This is a genomic window from Streptomyces sp. NPDC043896 (genome assembly GCF_056435605.1).
In genome coordinates, this window is the sequence record NZ_JBWKEE010000010.1 from 112,938 (window position 1) to 131,664 (window position 18,727).

The following is an 18,727-nucleotide window of genomic DNA, read 5'->3' on the forward strand; positions in this document are numbered from 1 at the left end:
CAGAATCGTTCAACCCACCCGGGAGCCCATGCCCTCCGCACGCGCCGACCTGTCCCTGTTCGCCTCCGCGCTCGCCGCCCGCCTCCCCGGGCAGTGGACTACCGACTACCAGCAACATCACACCTACCCGGACCAGTTCGCCACCATCGAGCGCCTCTGGGACACCGGTCACGTCGAGTACATCGTCAGCCAGTACGTCCTGGGTCACGAGGCCGTACTCCACGGCCCTGACGGCGAGCACCTATACGTCAACGACAGGCCACTGCGGCCCGGCCAGTTCGTCGTCGCCCCGCTCAGCCCCGACGCCGAGCCGCACCACTTCGCAGGGGTCGACGAGCCCAACGGGATCGCGGTCCCCAACGATCCCGTCCGCGCCGCCGCCCACATCGCCCGACGGCTGCTGCCCCGCTACGAAGCCGCCCGGCACACGGTACGCCGCAACGTCACCGACCGGCCCGACCCCCCACACCGCAAGACCCCGCCGCAGGTCGACCAGACCGTCACCCTGACCTGGTACGAGGACGGGGCGCTCGGGACGCCGTACAAGGACGTCCCGGAGGAAGCCCGGGAAGCGCTGTACGTCCACGGATTCCAGTACGTGCCCCACCAGGCCGCGTTCCTCCTCCCTGCCTCCTACGGCCAGGACGGTCGCGCCGTACGGATCCAGGCCGTCGCCCTCCGCCTCGCCGCGCACGGGATCGGCGTGAATCTGCGCCACGCCACGCTCCCGCCCCGCCCACCGGCCGTAGCCCGGCCCGTGCCAGCACGGCCCGCAGCCCCTGCCGCCCGAGCCCGCTGACCACCTGCAAGAAGGAAACCGCCATCAGCACCCGCAGCTTCATCGCCCGCCCCACCCCCAAGGACGGATACGAGGGCATCTACTGCCATTACGACGGCTACCCCGACCACCAGCTCCCTCTCCTGCTCGGCGCCGCCCGCTACCGCTTCGGCGGTGACCTCGACGCCCTGCGCCGGCACCTGATGGACGGTCCCCACGACTGGAAGCAGCTCGGCATGGACCTCCTGGACAGGGCCCCCGACAACGTCCGGGAACGGCTCGACCCCCACGGCGACCGCGGCCCGAGCGCACCCTTCGACAACGTGTTCAACGTTGACAGCACCCCCGCGACGCCGATCCCGGTCACCGACGACAACGCTGATGCCATGGGCCTGGAATGGGGCTATGTCCTGCACGACCACGGCATCGAGGTCATCGCCCTGACCTGGTACGACATCGGTCCCGTCGTGCCCTGGGACACCGACCCCCTCTCCCGGATCTCCGGCACCCCCTCGCTGTGGGACCCGTGCCGGCCCGCGCCCATCCAGGCCCCCGCCGCCCCACTGAAGATCACCAAGCCGGTGCCCCCGGCACCCGCACCCGCCCGACCGCGGATCACCCGCTGAACGCCCCGCCCACGGACCGCACTCCGGAGAAGCCCCTGCCCGCCCCGCAGATCACCGTCGTCATCGCCACCCAGCTGCGTCCCGAACGCCTGCCCTACCTCCAGGAGATGCACGCCAGCCTCACCCGGCAGACCGTGCCCTGGGAGGCCGTCCTCGTCCTTGACGGCGCCGACCCCGCCCTCGTGCCTGCCCCGATCACCGCCGACCCGCGGATCCGCACCCTCGCCCTGCCCCGCCCGGTCGGTGCCGCCTGCGCCCGCAACCTCGGCCTGAACGAGGTGCGCACCGAGTTCGTGAACTGGGCCGACGACGATGACGTCTTCCCCGACTGGAGCCTGGGCGTACGCCTGGAGACCTTCACCGACGAACTCGGGTGGGTCGCAGGATGGAGCGAGGACTTGCTACCGGACGGCTCCACGCGCCTGTGGGAATGCCCGGCCCCGCCCGGCTACCACGCCGCCGGCGACGTGGTGACCTACTGGCCCCGGCCGCAGGACACCATCCCGATCGGGCCGACGACCATCCTGGCCCGCACCCGCCTGGTCCGGGCGGCTGGCGGCATGGGCGGCCTCGTCCAGGGCGAGGACTACATGGCCGCCGTCGGCATCACCGCGCTGGCCCCAGGCGTGCTCCTGCGGCTGCCCGTCTACCGGTACCGCAAGCACGACGGGCAGATGACCCGCGGCGAGCAGTACGAGGAGTTGGAGCTTGCGGCCCGCCGCCATGCCCACGCGTTCGGACACGGCCTGCGCAACGCCCTCACCGGCCGAGCATGAGCATGGACGACCGCGCAACGCCCCGCTCCAGGGGCATGGCACAGATCATCCTCGCCCTCAGCCCGGCCGATGGCCTGGTCGCCGTCCCCGTGGGCGAGCAGTACCGGTGGGCCGACACCGCCCTGCGGCTCACGCCCGGATTCGATCGGCGCCCCGACGGCACGTACGCCCTGCACGACGTAGACACCGCCAAACCCAACCTGCTTGCCCTCGCGGAGAACGCGCGCCGGCACCGCGTGTTCCTCTTCGGCGGCGCCCGCACCTACCTGGGCGACTATGCCACCGCGCTGGCCGACGGCCTGCCCGGGACGTGGACGGTGAAGGTCGGGGTCTACGCCCACCCGTTGTGGCAGGAAGACCTCGTCCCCCTCCTGTGGGACGCGGGCGAACTCATCGACTCCGTGGAGCACGTCCGCATCCCGTACGGCGCGCACCTCACCAACGGTGCCGGCGTCGAACTCCTCCTGGTCGAACGCGCCGGCAGCGCCCACGAGTACCTGCTCGGAGCCTTCGCCAGCGCCACCTTCGACGACAACTACGCCAACCCGCACGCCCCCCGCTCGGTCGTACTACCGTCCGACGCTGCCCATGCCGCCAGTCTGGTGACCGGCACGTTCCTGCCCGCGTACGAGCAGGCCGTCCACGGACGGCTGCTAGCCGTCGTCGAAGCGGCGCACGGCAGGCTCGAGGAACTCCATGCGACATGGACGGCAAACCAGCAGTCCGGCCGCTACAGCGACGGCATCCGCCTGGACCCGGCCACGCTCGGGCACGTCGAGCAGCAGTACCTGGAAGAAGGCTCCGTGGAGTGGCGCCGGCTGCGCCCCCACGCCGCCGAGCTTCTCTCCCGTGTGCACCCCGCGGCGGGTGCCGAGGACTCCGCCTCCTTGGACCGCCTCCGCCAGCTCCTTCACCCGGACGCGGCGACCTCCTCGTGGCCGGCGGCGCCATCCGCGTCTGCCGTGCTGCCGCCCGGCACGGTCGAGACCCTCCGCCGGTGGCGCACCGACGCGCCAGCCCTGCTGCGGCAGGCTCGCGCCACCCGACCCGTCGGCCCTGCGGCCACGGTCCGGCCCGCACTCCCCGCTGCAGGCAAGGCCGCGCCGTTTGGCCCCGAACGAGCGCCGCGCAGCCGATGACCTTCCCCGACCCGTCAGGACGCCCCGCATGCAACCGCACTTCCATTTCGGGCTGCACGCCGAGCACGGTGTGGTCGCCCGTCCCACCGCAGCCATCACTTCCCACCTCGCGGCCTGGTACCTGGAGCGCGAGCAGTTCGAACCAGTACCGGGCCGAGCCGATCTGTTCCGCCTGGCCCAGCCCGATCACGATCTGCGGCGCCGCGCCCGACAGGCCGTCCATGATCTCCGCCAACACGGGTTCACCGTGCAGGCGGACCTCTCCCTCGATCCCGCCCAGACCGCCCCGCCGAACGCCCCGATCCGCGCGAACTACGCGGCCGAACGGCTGGCTCGCATCGCCCGGGCCGCCGCCTCCCAACCTCCGCAGCACCGCGTGAACGCCTCCCCGGTCGCGTCCGTGCCCGTACCGGCCTTCGGCGCCCACGCTTCGACAACCAGACGAGCCCGGTGACCGCGGCGGGCCCCTCCCTGGCCAGACAGCCACACCCCACCGCTTTCCCTCCACCACCGACAGGAGATCCGCCTTGCCCGAAGCACCAGCAGAGCCGTTCATGACAATCCGGCACGCCATCACCGGCGAGATCACCACCACCGGCTACAACGCCGCCGCCCGGCGGATCCTGCTCCAGGACGGCTTTGAAGAGACACCAGGATGCGCCTGCCGAGCGACGGAACCCGGTTCGGAGCGGACCCACGGGCCTGCTCGGCGGCCAGCGAGCTGCTCGTCGCCGGCCGTCCCGTGCACCTGGACCGAGCCCTCGGCCGGCCGGTGAGCGCCGACGGTACGCCCGGTTGGCCCGGTCTCCGAGGTCGGCGCAGTCCGTGATCCGCTCCGAGAGCGGCCAATCCAGAGCATCACCAACCCCACCCGAAACCGCACCTATTGAAGGGTCCTCGTTTTGACCGCACCCGGAACGCTTACCAGTTCAGCACGCACCAAGGGCGGCGAACTGCGGGCCAAGGTGGCCCGACTGCTGGCGGACCGGCCGGTGGACACGCTCACCATCGGGGAGATGGCCAGGCAGCTGGGCCACTCCCACGGCGCCGTCCGCAATGCCGCCCTCACCCTGGTGCGACGCGGCGAGGCCGACCAAAGCGGAACCGGACAACCGGAGTTCCGTGCCAACGCGAAGACCGCCGCAGCCGCGCAGACCGCTGTGATCAGCCCACCGGGCACCCACTCTCCCCGCGCCCAGGCGACTACGCCCCGCACGACCAGTCCCGCAGCAGCCACGCCCAGGCAGACCGGCCCGATCCGCCGCGCGGGAGGTCAGGTCTACCACCCCCGGCAGCTGGCCGATCTGCCCGACGTCGAGGCGCTGAACCGGCTGCGTGACGCCGACGTGCCGGTGCTGCTCTACGGCCCTCCGGGCACCGGCAAGACGAGTCTGGTCGAGGCGGCGTTCCCGGACCTGCTCACCGTCGCCGGTGACGGCGACACCACGGTCGGCGACTTGATCGGCGAGTACACACAGAATGACGCGGGAGCCTACGTCTTCCAGTACGGTCCGCTGGTCACCGCGATGACCGAGGGCCGCGCCCTGCTGATCGACGATGCCACCTTGATCTCGCCGAAGGTCCTGGCGGCGCTGTATCCCGCGATGGACGGGCGCAGGCAGATCCAGGTCAAGGCCCACAAGGGCGAGACCATCAACGCCGAGCCGGGCTTCTACGTGGTGGCGGGCCACAATCCCGGCGTCCACGGGGCGGTGTTGACGGAGGCGCTGTCGTCCCGGTTCAGCGTGCAGATCCAGATCGGCACGGACTATGACCTCGCCCTGGCGCTGAAGATCGACGCCCGGGTGGTCCGGGTCGCCCGACACCTCTCTCACCAAGTCGAACTCGGTGAGCTGGGCTGGGCGCCCCAGCTGCGAGAGCTGCTCAGCTACCAGAAGACCGAGGCCGTCCTCGGCACCAACGCCGCGCTCGCGAACCTCGTCGGCATCGCTCCCCTGGAGGACCGCGACGCCGTCGCCGACGCCGTCATCAAGGCTGTCGGCGTCAAGAAGGTCGCGCCCCTCACCCTTGGCAAGCAGCTTTCCGCCTCGGCCGTCCGGAAGGCGGGCATCGCCCGCTCCGCGCCCCGGGGCCGCTCGCGATGAGCGCCCACCACCACGTCCAGTCCCCCGCCACCACGCCGGACGACGACGCCGACCTCGCGCGATGGGACGACGACGGCGCCCCGCCCGCGCAACCCCGTTCCTCCCCGGACGCGTGGCTGCGCGTGGGAGCCGAACTCGGCGATCGGCTGGTCGCCCTCTCCGGCCGCCAGGACCTCATCGTCACCTGCCGCCCCGGCACGCGCAGCGGCGCACCGGCCGCGTTCTTCCCCACCCTGGGCGAGGTCGAGTTCGACGCCGGCCTGTTCGCCCCGCTGAAGCCCCACGAGATCCATCCGCGGATCGTGGGCGACGAGGAGCGGTATCCCGCCGCCTGGGGAGTGTTCGTCCACGAGGCCGCGCACGCGGCCCACTCCGTCTGGACGGCGCCTGCCGGAGCGAACCCCCGTCTCGTCGAGGCCGCGCTCCTGCTGGAGGAGAGCCGTGTCGAAGGCGCACACCTGATCACGCGGCCCACGGACCGCACCTACCTGCGCACCAGCGCCCGAACCCTGGTCATGCCCGACATCGCCAACCCCACCCTCCAGGGCATCGAGCACGCCGCCGCCGTGGCGGCCCTGGTCCTCGGCCGCCGTGACGTCGGCATCCTGGACCCCGGCGAGACCCGGGCCGTCGCCGATCTGTGCAAAAAGGTGCTGGGCGCAGACCTGCTGGCCACGCTCACCCGCATCTGGACCGCAGCCCACCTGTGCGCCGACCACGACGCCACGACCATGCTCGCGCACGCTCAGGACTGGTGCGACGCTCTGAACATCGCGGCCCCTGCCCTGCCCGTGCCGGAGAACCTCACCGATCTGCTGTCCGGCGCCGTGGGGGTCGTCATGGACAGCACGGCGGCCACCGACGCCGCCGACCTCGCGGCACAGGCCGCAGCGACCGACGCCATGGCCGCGCAGTCCAAGGCGCAGGCTCAGGACCGCGCCCAGCGGGCCGGCCAGCGACGCAAAGCCGCCGCCACCGCCAAGTCGGTCTTCAACGCCCGCGGCACCACCGTCACCCCCGACGGCACACCGGCGCCCTACAGCAACCCGGTCACCGGCACCCGCAGGCCCACCGCCGCCGAGCAGAGCGCCGCCGCACGCCTGAGCCGCGCCCTGCGTGCCGCCGCCTACCGCGAGCGGACCGAGGAACGGACCACCAGCCCCACCCCGCCCGGCCGCCTCAACATGCGCGCGGCCCTCGCCCGCGACGCTCAACGCGCGGCCGGGTCGGCCCCCACCGCAGAACCGTTCACCCACACCCGCCGCCGGAACTCCCCCACCCCACCGCTGCGCGTGGGTATCGCCGTCGACGTCTCCGGCTCCATGCGTGCCGCCTGCGCGCCCGTCGCGTCCGCTGCCTGGATCGTGGCACGCGCAGCAGCCCTGACCGACCCCGACTCCCGCACCGCCACCATCGCCTACGACATGCACCTGACCGCATTGACCCGACCCACCCACCGAGCACCAGAGCGCGTGACGACGTTCAATGCCAACGGCGGCAACCACAACCTCGGCGACGCCATCGACGCACTCGACCACGGCCTCGAACTCAGCCGCCCCGGCGCCGGCCGCCTCCTCGTGATCGTCACCGACGCCCAGTACAGCAGCGACGAAACCGCTCACGCCGTCACCCGCGTCAAGCAGCTCACGACCGCCGGCTGCGCCGTACTCCAGCTCACCCTCACCGCGAAGTCCCGCCACTTGCCGGGGACCACCTTGCTGCACCTGCCCCGGCCCTCCAGCGCTCCCGCCGCCATCGCCACGGCGGCCACAGACGCCATCCGCCGGACACGCTGAGACAACACAGAAGACAGAAAGCAGGAACAACCACATGGCAGTCCCCACATCCTTTGAGATCGTCCACAGCTGTGGACACACCACCACCCATGACCTGTCCCGTCGTTCGGCGGACCAGCGCGCCGGATACGCCCGCTGGCTCGCCGCCCGCCAGTGCACCGACTGCTGGCGGGCCGATCACCAGGCGGATGCCGCCAGCACGGCCGAGTGGCTGGCCGCCAAGCGCGCCGAAGAGCAGACCGCCGCTGCGGACTGGGCAACCCAGTTCGACATGCCGCCCCTGGAAGGACCCGAAAAGATCCTGGGCTGGGGCGAGCGCACCCGCCACCAGCTGGTGACCCGCGCGTACACAGCGCTGGTCATCGAAGGCACCTGGGACGAAGCCGACTGGGCCCAGTTGGAGGAGCAGGTCCGCCTGCTGACGCGGGCGGGGTGGTGGGTCGACCAGCGCGAGGCGAAGGGGACCGATCTGCCCGAGCTGCTGGACGCCGCCGACGACCGCGACCGGCCCACGGAGAACCCGTTCCGGTAGGCGCGCGGCGCGCAATATAGCGGCGAAGTCCCGGTTTCGGAAACCGGGGATTCTCCGGACCCTTTGTCTTCCACCGCCGCCCAGCGCCTTCGTGGAGGACCCTCCGTGCCCGAGACCCGCCCCGTGTACCTGCCGCCCGACCCGCTCACCCCGAAGCGGGACATCACCCACCAGCACTTCCGCCCCGGCGAACACGTCGTGATCCTCAAGGGCGCCGCCGGCGGAGAGCTGTGGGGCGACGCAATGAAGGTCGTGGTCTCCTCCTGGCACACCCCCACCGACGAAGACGGGTGGCGGCTGCTGGACCCCAACGGCGGCGACCGCTCCTACGTCACCGCCCACCCCCGCTACCTGGTGCACCTGTCCAAGCGGTGCCCGGAGTGCCTGATGCACCAGAAGGCGCTGCGGGAGTACCTGGTCAAGCGCCTCGGGGATACCGAGGAAGCCGTGGACTGCCGCTGGTACTCACTGAACGCCCTCAACCAGCTCGTCCACGTCGCCGACGCCCGGCCCGGGCGCTGAGCACGGTCGCAGCACCCCGGAAGGACAGGCCTTCCGCCACCCCCTCGAAATGCGACTCCCGAGCGAGACCATGATCATTGCAATCCACTCCCGCGGCGTGACCGCCGACGAAGCACTCGCCGAGGCACTCGGACGGGAGACCAGCACGGCCGAAGGCCTGACCACCGAGCTCGGCGGCACGGTGGTGGCCCACTGGAACCGGCTGGACCACTACACCAGCGAGGACGAGACGTGGAGCTCGGCTAGGTGGGCCGGCCATCTCGCCGACCCGTCGCTGGAGCACCCGCTCGCCTCCGGGCATGACGGCGACCGGCGCGCAATCCTCCATGTCACCGCGCACATGCATCCGCTGGACCGGGAGCTGAGCCACGCCGAGTGGTCCGAGATCGGTCACCGGATCGCCCGTGTCACCGGCATCGCGACACCCGGCGACGACGCGGCAGGCCGGTGGATCGCAGTCCAGGGCCAGCCCGGCCGCCTGGACGTGATCGCCAACCTCATACGCCTCGATGGCACCTGGAGTGCCCAACCCCGACGCCTCTTGCAGACCCTGGTCGCCGAGGCACGGAAGATCGAAGCTGACCTCCTTCTGCACTCCAGCCACGGGCGGGACTCCGCACGCCCGGGCCCGGCGCCCGGCCTGGAGCACGTCGTGTCCCCGCGGGTGCCGACCGCGACCGGCCCGCTCGCGGGCATTCTGCGGCAACTCGCCGCTGAGCGGTCCGGTCCGATCGCCGCAGTGCGCCAGCTCGTGGAGGAGGTCGGGCGGCAGGCAGCCGCGCTGCCCGACCACCAAACGGACGCCGCCGCAAGGGACTTGTTCTGGGCGGCCCGCCGCTTGCACGGGCTGCAGGAGCAGCTGGGCGAGATCGCCTCCCGACTCCAGCCTCCTGCGGCTCCGGCCGCTCTTGCTCCGGCCCGGCCGGTACAGGCGCCTGCCGCATCGCGGGTGTCGGCCCGGTGAACGAGCCGGCCACCCCGCGGGAGGCACCGCCCATCGCGGTCGCCCGGGACATCGATACCGGCCGGATCATCGCCCGCGGCGGTGACGGGCTGGCTCACGGCATCCTGGAACGCACCTTCTTCCTCCGCGAAGTCCACGGCGCTACCTGGCACCGGATGTCTCCGACCGTTCCGCCGGCGGACCAGGCCGCAGTGGCCCAGCTCGCCGTCGCCCGGCTCCAGGCCGCGGGGTACCGGGTCGAGGCCGACGCCGAATGCGCGACGGAGACGACGCAGGACCGCTACGTCACGAACGGCCGGTCCATCGCCAACCTCGCTGCCTCCATCCGTGAGGCGGCCAGCCCGGCCGAAGTGTCCAACCGGCTGGAGGAGGTGACCGCCGCGCACGACGGCATCCTCGCCTCCCTGGACCAGCTCCTCCACTCCCTCGCCGCCGTCTACGACGGCCTCGGCGGCCCTGCGGACCGGCACATCGCGGCACGGATGCGCTACCTGGCCGAGCACCGGCTCGGTCCCATCACCGCCGACCTGCTCCATACACGCGCAGATCTCGCCGACCGCGCCACGGCCCCAGTCCGGCCGGGCACGTCACTGCCCGCCGGACCGACAGCCGCACCTACCGCCTCCGGACGGACCCGATGACCCCCGCCCCAAGTTCGAGGAGCCCATGCCCGCCCCCCGCACCCTGCCCGACGACGACAGCCGCGACGTGGAGTCGTTCGCCACCGTCCTCTCCGAGGAACTCCCCGGGACCTGGACCGTGCACCACCACCAGCACCAGCGGCACGAAGACCAGTTCCTGCACGCCGAAGAGGTCTGGGACCTAAACGACGTAGCCGCTGCCCTCGCCGAGTACGCACTGGGCGCAGACGCCCACATGCTCCGCGACGACGGCACCCGCCTGTACGTGACCCTCCATCCCCGGCACGAAGAGGAGTTCCTGGTGGCCGCCATGGCCCCGTCCGGCGTCGCCCCGGAGGCGTTCGCTCGGGTCCGCGGACCCGACGGGATCGCCGTGCCCGCCGACCCCGAGCGCGCCGCCCGCGCCATCACCGCTGACCTGCTGCCCCGCTACGACGTCGCTCTCGCCCAGGTCCGGCACAACGCGATGAACCCCCCGCAGCCCCTCCCCGCCTCCGGTGCTCAGCCGCAGCAGGTGGTGATGACTTGGCTCGAGAACGGTTCCCTCGCGGCCGTCACCACCGCCCGGCCGGCAGCCGAAGCCCTGGTCTCCGAAGGGTTCGTGTGGGACACCGCGGCGAACGCGTACGTGCTCTCCGGGGACGACACCCGGGCCCAGGGCCACGCCGTCCAGGCGGCCGGCGCCCGCCTCGCCCACCTCGGTATCGCCACCGTGCTGCGCGCTGCCGCCCGCCCTGCCGCGGAGGCCACGCTGCCCGCTGCGCCGCCCGTTGCCCGGAGCACCGCCCGCACCCGGTGACCCGTACGCCCCGGCCATCCACCGATATCCCCCGCAACCGGCGCCGCGTCCCACCGCTCGACGCCGCCAGCCGCCCCCGGCTCGCCCGATTCCTGCTGCGCCGGTACCTGCGCGCCGCCGTAGTCAAAGCCGCAGGCAGCGACCTGCCCCGGCCCGAACGGCCACCGCGCGCCACCGCGCCGGCCGCCCTCAACCACCGCTGCACCCGCTGACCGCCGTCGTGGGTACCGCACAGCCCCCTGGACCGCCCATGACCCCACCCGCCACCGCGCTCACCGACAGCATCACCCGTCAGCTCGACCAGCTCTCTGCGCACCTGTCCCAGGCCGGGCCGCAGCAGGCCGCACAGATCCTCCAGCAGGTCCTGGACGCCGAGAACGGCGTCCTGGGCAGGCTGTCGGCCCTGGTCGGCACCGGCACCTACGTCACCAAGCACCATGCCCAGAGCGGCGTCTTCCCCGCGGAGATGTGGCTGGCGCTCGGGCGCACCGCCAACACCCTGCACGACCTCGCCCTCGACCTGGACGAACACCAGGGAGTGTTCGAGGAGATCGCCTCCCGCCGAGCCCTGACCACGTCCTCCCCGGTGGCCACGCAGGCCACCGCCCTGGTGGCACGGGGGAGGCACCGTTGAGCAAGAGAGCCCAGTGGTCCGGCTGGGGTCAGGCCCAGCAGGCACAGCAGCACTACCTGGTCGAGCCCCGCTACCTCGCCGGCGGCGGGGACCTGCGGCACGTCGGCGAGTACATGCGCGCGTCGGGGTGGAAGGACATCACCCGCCAGTCCGGCACGATGCTCGCCTTCGACTCGCCCGACCAGATGGTGCGCATCGCCTACCAGCCGCCGGGGGGCTGGCAGGTTCACGGGGCCGCCCACGGACATCAGCCGGCCTGGCAGGTCACCCTGACCCCGCAGACCCCGGTGGAGATCGTCGCGGGCCTGACCGACGCTCTCACCAAGCCGCGCTCGGCGCACGCCCCGAACGTGTGGGCGCCGCTCACCGGGAACTCGTGGAGCGTGCAGCGGGAGGACGGCCACTTCGTCGCCCAGAGCCCCGACCGGCATGCCGTCGTGCAGTACGTCAAAGCCGACGGGAACGGGAGCCAGGAGCACTGGTGGGTCGGCGCCCGCAACGAGCACGGACCCGTTTGGAACGTGCAGGCCACCGCGAGCACCCCGCTGCACCTGATGCAGTCCCTGACCACGGCCATGGCCGACCCGGAGCCGGTGATGCGCCCGCTGGGGCACGTACCGCTCAGCAACCGCATCCGTGTCACCTCCGTGTCCGTCCTGCCCGACCAGCTCGGCGCCTGGCAGCAGGCTCGTCTCTCCGCCGCCCGCGCCGCAGCCTGGAGCCGCAACTGGGTCTCCTCCCGCGCCCGCACCGGCGCCAAGGCGTCCGGCTACGCAAGGACCCGGTGAACCGATCGGCTCCCTCCTCCGGCCGCAGCCCGACACCCCGGCGCCGCTGAACCGCCCTCATTCCCTGGAGCTTTCGATGACTGACGCACACACCACCCGGCTGACCGCCGAGGACATCCGTGCCTCCGCACACACCCTGCACCGCCTCACCGCACACCTGCGGACCGGCCCGCACCTGGACGAGGTCCTCGCCTTGATCGCGGCGCTCGTCGACGCGGACACCGGCACCGCAGTCCGCCTCGGCGAAGCCCTGCGCGGCATCGCCCGCTACCTCGCGCAGGAGACCACAGTCCCCCGCACCGACACCGTCGAGGCGACCCTGGGCGAGTACATCGAGGCCGCGTCCGTCCTGCAGGACCTGCGCCTGCTCGACCTCACCCTCGAACCCCTGCGCACCGCCCCCGTCCGTACGAGCCCCGCCGAGACAGCCCCGTGGCGGTAAGCCCTGCCCAGCGGGCCTCCTACGCCAACGACCACCACGCGAAGATCCCTTTCGAGTCGGCGCCCCGCGCCCTCGCGGGACCTGGCGACCCCCGTCATGTCACCCACGCCCTGCTCGCCTCCGGGTGGACCCTGACCTCCGCCCCGGGCGACCCCCGGATCACCCTGACCGGCCCCGACGAGGCCCGGCACCAGATGGCGATTGATCCGTTCGCCTCCGGCTCGCCGTGGCGGATCCAGTCCGCCGACTGGACGTGGAACGCCTCCTTCGACCGGATGGTGCCTGCGGAGATCATCGCGGGATTCACCGACGGTCTTCTCCACGGACCGCGCCGGGGCGACATCAGTCCGTGGGAGCACATGCAGAGGGCCGGTTGGGCTGTGGAACGCCAACCGGATGGCACCGGCAAGGCCCTCTCGCCCACGCCAGAGCTACCGATCCGCGCCGAGCTGCGCCCCATCTTCAACGACTCGTCCGACCACTTTGCCTGGCGCATCACCCAGCCCGACCACATAGGCATGCCGGTCTGGAAGATGTGGATCAGCGGCCCGGTCCCGGACCACCTCATGGCCGGCCTGGCCAAACAGCTCGTCTCCGACGCCCCCGTCCTGCGCGGCATGTACGACCTCGATCACTACAGCGCCCGGCAGGAGCCCAGCCCGCTCACGCCCCAGCAGGCGGTCGAGGCCCACTTCACCCGCATCGACGCCGCACAGGCCCGGGCCCGCTCCCAGCGCCGCACCCGCCTCACCACCCGCCTGCCGGCCCCGGCCGCCGCCCCGGCAGCTCCCGCCTCCTCCCGCGCAACGCGCCCCTAACCCCCTCCGAAGGCCCGCCCGTGCCCCACTCCGCTCGCCCCGGCAGCGCCTCCGTCCCCGGTCACCGAGAGATGATCAGCCGCCTGTCCGTGTTCCTCCGCGCGGCGGACGCGGCGATCGACGCCTGGGACCTGTACTCCGACGAGCACGCCGACCTCGACGGCTGGCCGTACGACCCGGAGGCCTACGACGACCGCAAGGCCGAGCGGGACCGCGCGGTGTGGACGGCGTTCAAGCCCGTGCGCGAGGAGGCCGGCGTCCTGCTCGACGCCGCCGAAGCCGACCTCGGCCGGATCCCCATCCCCTCCGTCCACAACCGCTGGGCCTGGCAACTGGCCCAACTGCGCGACGCACTCGACCAGATAGCAGCCGCCAGGGCGGAGTACCGAGAACTCCTCGCTGCCCATCCTCATGCGAGTCCCGAAGCCAGACACGCCGCAGTCGACGCCCGTAACGCCGAGGCGTGGAGCGCCCTCTACGGCTGGCTCGTCCACGGCCGCGCCGTCCTGGAGATCCACACCACCGCCGCGCGCACCGCCCCCGGCCTCCGGATCACCACCTTCGCGCCGCCGCCTGCTCCACCCGCCACCACCAGTCACACGCCCCGCCGCTGAACCACCCCTCTCGCTTCCCTTCTGCCTTGGAGTCCGCTTGTCCCTGCGCCCCCTCGTTCTCGTCGTCGCCCCGGGTGACGACATCTATCGCGGCTACTGCCTTCGCCAGGTCGCCGACGCGTACGACGTCGCCGTCATCACCACCGGCCCCCTCACCTGGGAGCAGCCCCACGTCGTCGACCACGAGATCGTCGAGGACTTCGATGACGAAGCCGGACTCTTCGCCGCCGGGGAAGCGCTCGCCGCGCGCCACCCAGTCGCGGGCGTGGTGACCTGGGCGGAAGGGCATCTGACCGCGGTGGCCCGGCTGGCCGAGCACCTCGGCCTCGCCACTACCAGCGTGGAGTCGGTCCGCATCTGCCGGGACAAGGCCGCCAGCCGCGCCGTCTTCGCCACCCACGGCGTTCCGTCGGCCCAGTCCACCGCGGCGAATTCCCTGGCCGAGGCGCTGGCTGCGGCCAAGGCCATCGGGTACCCGGTCGTCGTCAAGCCCGCCTCGGTCGGCGGCAGTATCGGCGTCATCAAGGCCGAGACGCAGCACGACCTGGCCGCGGCGTACGCCTTCGCCACCCGCGGCGTGGAGCTCCACGGCGGCGACAACACCGTCGTCCTCGTGGAGGAGTACCTGTCCGGCGAGGAAGTCAGCGTCGAGTGCGTCACGTACCAGGGTGTGACCACCGCGGTGGCGGTGACTCGGAAGGAGCTCGGGCCGGAGCCGCTGTTCGAGGAGATCGGCCACACCCTGGCCGCCGGCGACCCGCTGCTGGCCACCGTCGCGCCCATCGCCTTCGCGGCCGTGGAGGCGACCGGCACCGTGAACGGCATCCAGCACGTGGAGCTGCGGCTCACCCCGTCCGGGCCTCGCGTGATCGAGGTCAACGGCCGGATCGGCGGGGACTGGATCGGCTGGGCGGTCTGGCGGGCCACCGGCCAGTCGCTGCCGCGGATCGCCGCCGGACTCGCCGTCGGCCAGGCCCCCGACCTGACCCCCACCCGGCAGGAGGCCGTCGCCATCAAGGTCCTCTACGCCCCCGCCTCCGGCACCCTGGCCCAGCGGGCCATCCCCGGCGGCTTCGCCAAGACCACCGGGTGGGTGCACGGCCCGGCCTGGCTGATGGAGGAAGGCGACGAGGTCCTCCTGCCGCCCGAAGGCGACCTCGACTCCGCCCGCGTCGGCCTGTTCGCCACCCACGCCGACACCCTCGACCTCGCCGTCGCGCGCCGCACCGTCACCGCCAACCACATCGCCCTCACCGTCACCGCCGACGGACAGCAGTGAGCGAGCCCGGCAAGCCGCCGGTACTGGCCCAGGTCGCTCCGCGCTACCTGGCCGGCGGCGGGGATCCCCGTTGGGTGACCGCCCCGCTGCAGCAGGCGTTCCGCTGGCGGGCAGCGCACCTCCCGCTCAGCCCGGTCGTACGGCTGACCCACCGCGACCACCAGACCGAGCTGCTGCTCAACCCAAGCCCGGACGATCACTGGTGGACCCTGCGCCACACCGGGGCCGACAACGACGGCAAAGCGTGGACCATGCGCTTCGACGCTCGTACTCCCGCCGAGATCGTCGCCACCGCCACCGATGCCCTCACCACCAACCCCGACGCGAACAGCCCGGCGGACCCGCTCCAAGTCCTGGAACAGGCCGGATGGCACCGCTCCATCCTGGACCACCGCGTCGACTCACCCGACGAGTTCGTCACCGTCTCACACCATCCCCTCGGCGCCGTGCACATCAAGGTCACCGCCTTCGACGGCCCCTGGGCCTCCGAGCCGAGCGACCGGCCGGTCTGGCGGGCGTACTTCTCCGACCACACCCCGCCCCACCTGGTCACCGCAGTCCTCGCCGGCCTCGCCTCCCCGGAACCGCTGCTGCGCGACGAGAAGGAGATGGCCACCTTCCTGCGCTACAGCGTCGGCATCGCCCGCGAACGCGTCCCCGCCCAAACGGCCGAGGACGCCCTGTGGGCCCGAATCAACCGCCTCACCGCCCACCACACCGGCCAGCCCCTGCCTCCCCAGCCGCCCGGCGGGCCGCTGCCGCGCCGCACGCGCTGAGCCTCTCCCTCCTTCCCGCCCCCGCCCCCTCACGGAACAGCGCCGCCCTTGTCCCAGCCCAACCCCTCCTCATCTGACGGCTACGACATAGCCTTCAAGGTCCTCCTGGGCCTGTTCGCCGTCGCCATCCCCCTCGCCCACCTGGCCTGGCTCAGCGGGAACCTCACCGCCCTGGCCACCGGCAACACCTGGGCCGCCTACCGGCCCGCCGACGCCCTCATACGCCCCGACCAGCTCTGGCCCGGCCTGGGAGAAACGTCCCTGCTGATCGGTGCCCGTATCCTGCCCGTGCTTGCCCTGATCGCCCTCGCCGCCGTCGGCGGCGTGTGGTGGAGCCGCCACAAGGGCGCCTTCGGCGGGAAAAACAAGCGCCGGGTCCAGGGCACCGCGAAGGCCAAGGACATCGAGCCGCTCCTGGCCAGTGCGCTCACCGCCAAGGCCCGCTCCCTGCGGCCCAGCCTGAAGAACTCCGAACGCATCGCGGCCTCCGACACCGGAATCCTCCTCGGCAACTTGCAGGGAAGCCGCACCGAAGTCCGCATGGGGTACGAGGACGTCGCGGTGGCGATCATGGCACCGCGCTCCGGGAAGACCACCTCGCTGGCGATCCCCTCCATCCTGGCCGCGCCCGGCGCCGTACTCCTGACCAGCAACAAGGCCGCTGGTGATGCCTATACCACCTGCTTCGACGCCCGCTGCAAGGTGGGACGTGTGTGGTCGATGGACCCTCAGCAGATCGCCCACGCTCCGCGCACCATGTGGTGGAACCCGCTCGCGGACGCGAAGTCCCTGGAGGGCGCGAACCGGCTCGCCGGCCACTTCCTCGCCGCGTCGGTAGACGCGAGCCAGCAGGGCGACTTCTGGTCCAAGGCCGGATCCAACATCCTGTCGCAGCTGTTCCTGGCCGCGGCCCTCGACAACCGCCCGATCACGGACGTGATGCAGTGGCTGGCCTTCCCCGCGGACCGGCGACCGCTCGACATCCTGCGCGACCACGGGTTCACCTCCGTCGCGGCCCAGTTGAAGGGCACCGTGGAGGGCCCGCCGGAGACCCGAGACGGCATCTACGAGACCGCGAGACAGTACGCATCCGCCCTGCTCAGTGCCGACATCGCAGCCTGGGTGACCCCTCAGAAGGACGTGCCAGAGTTCCGCCCGGCCGAGTTCGTGGCCTCCACCGACACGCTGTTCCTGCTCTCCAAGGATGGTGGCGGCGGAGCCTCCGCGCTGATCGCGGCGTGTGCGGACTCGGTGATGCGGGCCGCGACCGCCCGAGCCGAACGCACCGGCGGACGTCTCGACCCGCCCATACTCGCGATCCTCGACGAGGCCGCAAACGTGTGCAAAATCAGCGACCTCCCCGACCTGTACTCGCACCTGGGGTCGCGCGGAATCATCCCGATAACGATCTTGCAGTCCTACAGGCAGGGGCAGAAAACCTGGGGCGACGCGGGAATGGACGCCATGTGGTCCGCAGCCACGATCAAGGTCATCGGCAGCGGAATCGACGACCCGGACTTCGCGGACAAGCTCTCCCGGCTGATCGGCGACCACGACGTGGAGACGAAGTCCACCAGCATCTCCGAGTCGGGCAAGTCCACCTCGATCAGCATGCGGCAGGAGCGGATCCTGCCCGCAGACCGGATCCGCGCCCTACCCAAGGGCACCGCCCTCCTCTTCGCGACCGGCCTCCGCGCCGCCATGCTCGACCTGCGCCCCTGGTATCTCGAGCCGGGCGCCGGTGAACTCGCCGCCGCCTCCAAGGCCGCCTCCGACGCCATCACCGCCCGCGCCATCGCCAAGGTCGCGCCCACGCAAGCCGACTTCAAGAAGGCCGCGTGACGGCACCCGCCCAAGCACCCCGCCCCTAAGGAGCCCCACTGCCTCACGAACTCCCCTACGACGAAGAACTGTTCGCCCTCACCCAGCGCCTGCTTTCAACGCGTTCCGGCTCGATGACCTCCAGCGGCAGCGCGGCGCGGTGCCCGAGCGACTACAGGAGACTGTCCGGGCCGCCAGCACTCTGCGGCATACCTCGCTGGCCGCCGGCCAACTGCTCACCAAGGCCGCACTGAGCGACGCGACGACCACCTTCGACGGCCGCGAGGCCATCACCCTCCTGCGCCATCTCACCGAGGCGACCTCACTCGCCGCGGTACGCGCGGCGGACACCGTCTCTGCCCTCGCCCACGACGACACCGCGTCCGCGGGCATCCTCCTGGAGCAGGCTGCCGCCCACCTGGCCGGGACCCCGTCTGCGGTCCAGCACGTCAGCAGCGCTCTGCTACGGCACGAGGGCTATCTCCACGCCCACGACCGCGCCGCCCGCGAGAACCTCGGGACGGGACAGGGCACCGTCAAGATCAGCGAAGCCCAGCGGAAGGCCCTCGCTTCCCTCGCACGAGGCAACGGCGTCCTTCGCGAGGCGAGCAGCGGCCTGAGCGAAGTCGTGGCGCCCCTGGCCGCGTACGTGTCCGTACGAGCCGCCACGATCGACGCCCTCGCCTCCAGGGACCTGCTTACCCTCACGCCGCTCCCGACGCAGCCGGACCACTTCGGCCTGCGGGTCACCTCCGACGGCGTTCGCTCCCTCCTCGCCGCCGCTCCCCGTCCACCCCGCAGCCCGTCCCTCACCGCTCCCCTTGCGGCACCAGTGCCGAAGGCAGCGCCCCTCGTTGGCCCGCGCCGTTGACACCCC

22 protein-coding genes are annotated in these 18,727 nt (G+C 72.1%); all 22 read left to right on the forward strand.

Annotated elements, in window-relative coordinates:
• The first annotated feature begins 28 nt into the window (after positions 1–28).
• The 22 genes from AC069X_RS17055 to AC069X_RS17160 all read left to right on the forward strand — a co-directional run bounded on the left by AC069X_RS17055 (position 29) and on the right by AC069X_RS17160 (position 18,721).
• Positions 29–799: a hypothetical protein gene (locus AC069X_RS17055; RefSeq protein ID WP_478729375.1), complete on the forward strand. Its 771-nt coding sequence runs from the start codon at positions 29–31 to the stop codon at positions 797–799.
• A 182-nt stretch (positions 800–981) separates the two neighbouring features.
• Entirely contained in the window at positions 982–1,404 is a 423-nt protein-coding gene (locus tag AC069X_RS17060; RefSeq protein ID WP_478729376.1) for a hypothetical protein, read from the forward strand.
• Between the two features lie 50 nt (positions 1,405–1,454).
• The gene (locus AC069X_RS17065) at positions 1,455–2,180 is read left to right on the forward strand and encodes a glycosyltransferase family 2 protein (protein ID WP_478729492.1); all 726 of its coding nucleotides are present in this window, start codon (positions 1,455–1,457) and stop codon (positions 2,178–2,180) included.
• A gap of 35 nt (positions 2,181–2,215) precedes the next feature.
• The gene (locus AC069X_RS17070; RefSeq protein WP_478729377.1) at positions 2,216–3,319 is read left to right on the forward strand and encodes a hypothetical protein; all 1,104 of its coding nucleotides are present in this window, start codon (positions 2,216–2,218) and stop codon (positions 3,317–3,319) included.
• A 28-nt stretch (positions 3,320–3,347) separates the two neighbouring features.
• On the forward strand, positions 3,348–3,773 hold the full coding sequence (locus tag AC069X_RS17075; protein WP_478729378.1) for a hypothetical protein: 426 nt from the start codon (positions 3,348–3,350) through the stop codon (positions 3,771–3,773).
• A 100-nt stretch (positions 3,774–3,873) separates the two neighbouring features.
• Positions 3,874–4,095: a hypothetical protein gene (locus AC069X_RS17080; protein ID WP_478729379.1), complete on the forward strand. Its 222-nt coding sequence runs from the start codon at positions 3,874–3,876 to the stop codon at positions 4,093–4,095.
• Positions 4,096–4,284: 189 nt separating this feature from the next.
• Entirely contained in the window at positions 4,285–5,424 is a 1,140-nt protein-coding gene (locus AC069X_RS17085; protein ID WP_478729493.1) for an AAA family ATPase, read from the forward strand.
• Complete coding sequence (locus tag AC069X_RS17090) at positions 5,421–7,220, forward strand: vWA domain-containing protein (protein ID WP_478729380.1); 1,800 nt, start codon at positions 5,421–5,423, stop codon at positions 7,218–7,220. The genes AC069X_RS17085 and AC069X_RS17090 overlap by 4 nt, the downstream gene beginning before the upstream one ends.
• A gap of 34 nt (positions 7,221–7,254) precedes the next feature.
• Complete coding sequence (locus AC069X_RS17095) at positions 7,255–7,752, forward strand: hypothetical protein (protein ID WP_478729381.1); 498 nt, start codon at positions 7,255–7,257, stop codon at positions 7,750–7,752.
• Between the two features lie 105 nt (positions 7,753–7,857).
• Positions 7,858–8,274: a hypothetical protein gene (locus AC069X_RS17100; protein ID WP_478729382.1), complete on the forward strand. Its 417-nt coding sequence runs from the start codon at positions 7,858–7,860 to the stop codon at positions 8,272–8,274.
• A 97-nt stretch (positions 8,275–8,371) separates the two neighbouring features.
• The gene (locus AC069X_RS17105) at positions 8,372–9,238 is read left to right on the forward strand and encodes a relaxase/mobilization nuclease (protein ID WP_478729383.1); all 867 of its coding nucleotides are present in this window, start codon (positions 8,372–8,374) and stop codon (positions 9,236–9,238) included.
• The gene (locus AC069X_RS17110; protein WP_478729384.1) at positions 9,235–9,879 is read left to right on the forward strand and encodes a hypothetical protein; all 645 of its coding nucleotides are present in this window, start codon (positions 9,235–9,237) and stop codon (positions 9,877–9,879) included. The genes AC069X_RS17105 and AC069X_RS17110 overlap by 4 nt, the downstream gene beginning before the upstream one ends.
• Before the next feature lie 25 nt (positions 9,880–9,904).
• Entirely contained in the window at positions 9,905–10,678 is a 774-nt protein-coding gene (locus AC069X_RS17115) for a hypothetical protein (protein WP_478729385.1), read from the forward strand.
• Positions 10,679–10,928: 250 nt separating this feature from the next.
• Positions 10,929–11,312: a hypothetical protein gene (locus tag AC069X_RS17120; RefSeq protein WP_478729386.1), complete on the forward strand. Its 384-nt coding sequence runs from the start codon at positions 10,929–10,931 to the stop codon at positions 11,310–11,312.
• Positions 11,309–12,100 carry an SPDY domain-containing protein gene (locus AC069X_RS17125; RefSeq protein ID WP_478729387.1) on the forward strand — a complete coding sequence of 264 codons (792 nt, stop codon included), beginning with the start codon at positions 11,309–11,311 and terminating at the stop codon, positions 12,098–12,100. Before AC069X_RS17120 ends, AC069X_RS17125 begins: the two co-directional genes overlap by 4 nt.
• A gap of 76 nt (positions 12,101–12,176) precedes the next feature.
• Complete coding sequence (locus AC069X_RS17130; protein WP_478729388.1) at positions 12,177–12,542, forward strand: hypothetical protein; 366 nt, start codon at positions 12,177–12,179, stop codon at positions 12,540–12,542.
• On the forward strand, positions 12,533–13,360 hold the full coding sequence (locus AC069X_RS17135; RefSeq protein ID WP_478729389.1) for a DUF317 domain-containing protein: 828 nt from the start codon (positions 12,533–12,535) through the stop codon (positions 13,358–13,360). Before AC069X_RS17130 ends, AC069X_RS17135 begins: the two co-directional genes overlap by 10 nt.
• Positions 13,361–13,380: 20 nt before the next feature.
• Positions 13,381–13,974 carry a hypothetical protein gene (locus AC069X_RS17140; protein ID WP_478729390.1) on the forward strand — a complete coding sequence of 198 codons (594 nt, stop codon included), beginning with the start codon at positions 13,381–13,383 and terminating at the stop codon, positions 13,972–13,974.
• Positions 13,975–14,011: 37 nt separating this feature from the next.
• Positions 14,012–15,253, forward strand: a complete 1,242-nt coding sequence (locus AC069X_RS17145; protein ID WP_478729391.1) for an ATP-grasp domain-containing protein — start codon at positions 14,012–14,014, stop codon at positions 15,251–15,253.
• Positions 15,250–16,029 (forward strand): SPDY domain-containing protein, encoded by a 780-nt coding sequence (locus tag AC069X_RS17150; protein ID WP_478729392.1) that lies wholly within the window; start codon positions 15,250–15,252, stop codon positions 16,027–16,029. The genes AC069X_RS17145 and AC069X_RS17150 overlap by 4 nt, the downstream gene beginning before the upstream one ends.
• A gap of 48 nt (positions 16,030–16,077) precedes the next feature.
• On the forward strand, positions 16,078–17,871 hold the full coding sequence (locus tag AC069X_RS17155) for a type IV secretory system conjugative DNA transfer family protein (protein WP_478729393.1): 1,794 nt from the start codon (positions 16,078–16,080) through the stop codon (positions 17,869–17,871).
• A gap of 139 nt (positions 17,872–18,010) precedes the next feature.
• Entirely contained in the window at positions 18,011–18,721 is a 711-nt protein-coding gene (locus AC069X_RS17160) for a hypothetical protein (RefSeq protein ID WP_478729394.1), read from the forward strand.
• Positions 18,722–18,727 lie beyond the last annotated feature (6 nt).

Coding starts and splice junctions, on each gene's coding strand:
- AC069X_RS17055 (WP_478729375.1), top strand. CDS start 29: ATGCCCTCCGCACGCGCCGACCTGTCCCTGTTCGCCTCCGCGCTCGCC.
- AC069X_RS17060 (WP_478729376.1), top strand. CDS start 982: ATGGACGGTCCCCACGACTGGAAGCAGCTCGGCATGGACCTCCTGGAC.
- AC069X_RS17070 (WP_478729377.1), top strand. CDS start 2,216: ATGGCACAGATCATCCTCGCCCTCAGCCCGGCCGATGGCCTGGTCGCC.
- AC069X_RS17075 (WP_478729378.1), top strand. CDS start 3,348: ATGCAACCGCACTTCCATTTCGGGCTGCACGCCGAGCACGGTGTGGTC.
- AC069X_RS17080 (WP_478729379.1), top strand. CDS start 3,874: ATGACAATCCGGCACGCCATCACCGGCGAGATCACCACCACCGGCTAC.
- AC069X_RS17090 (WP_478729380.1), top strand. CDS start 5,421: ATGAGCGCCCACCACCACGTCCAGTCCCCCGCCACCACGCCGGACGAC.
- AC069X_RS17095 (WP_478729381.1), top strand. CDS start 7,255: ATGGCAGTCCCCACATCCTTTGAGATCGTCCACAGCTGTGGACACACC.
- AC069X_RS17115 (WP_478729385.1), top strand. CDS start 9,905: ATGCCCGCCCCCCGCACCCTGCCCGACGACGACAGCCGCGACGTGGAG.
- AC069X_RS17120 (WP_478729386.1), top strand. CDS start 10,929: ATGACCCCACCCGCCACCGCGCTCACCGACAGCATCACCCGTCAGCTC.
- AC069X_RS17130 (WP_478729388.1), top strand. CDS start 12,177: ATGACTGACGCACACACCACCCGGCTGACCGCCGAGGACATCCGTGCC.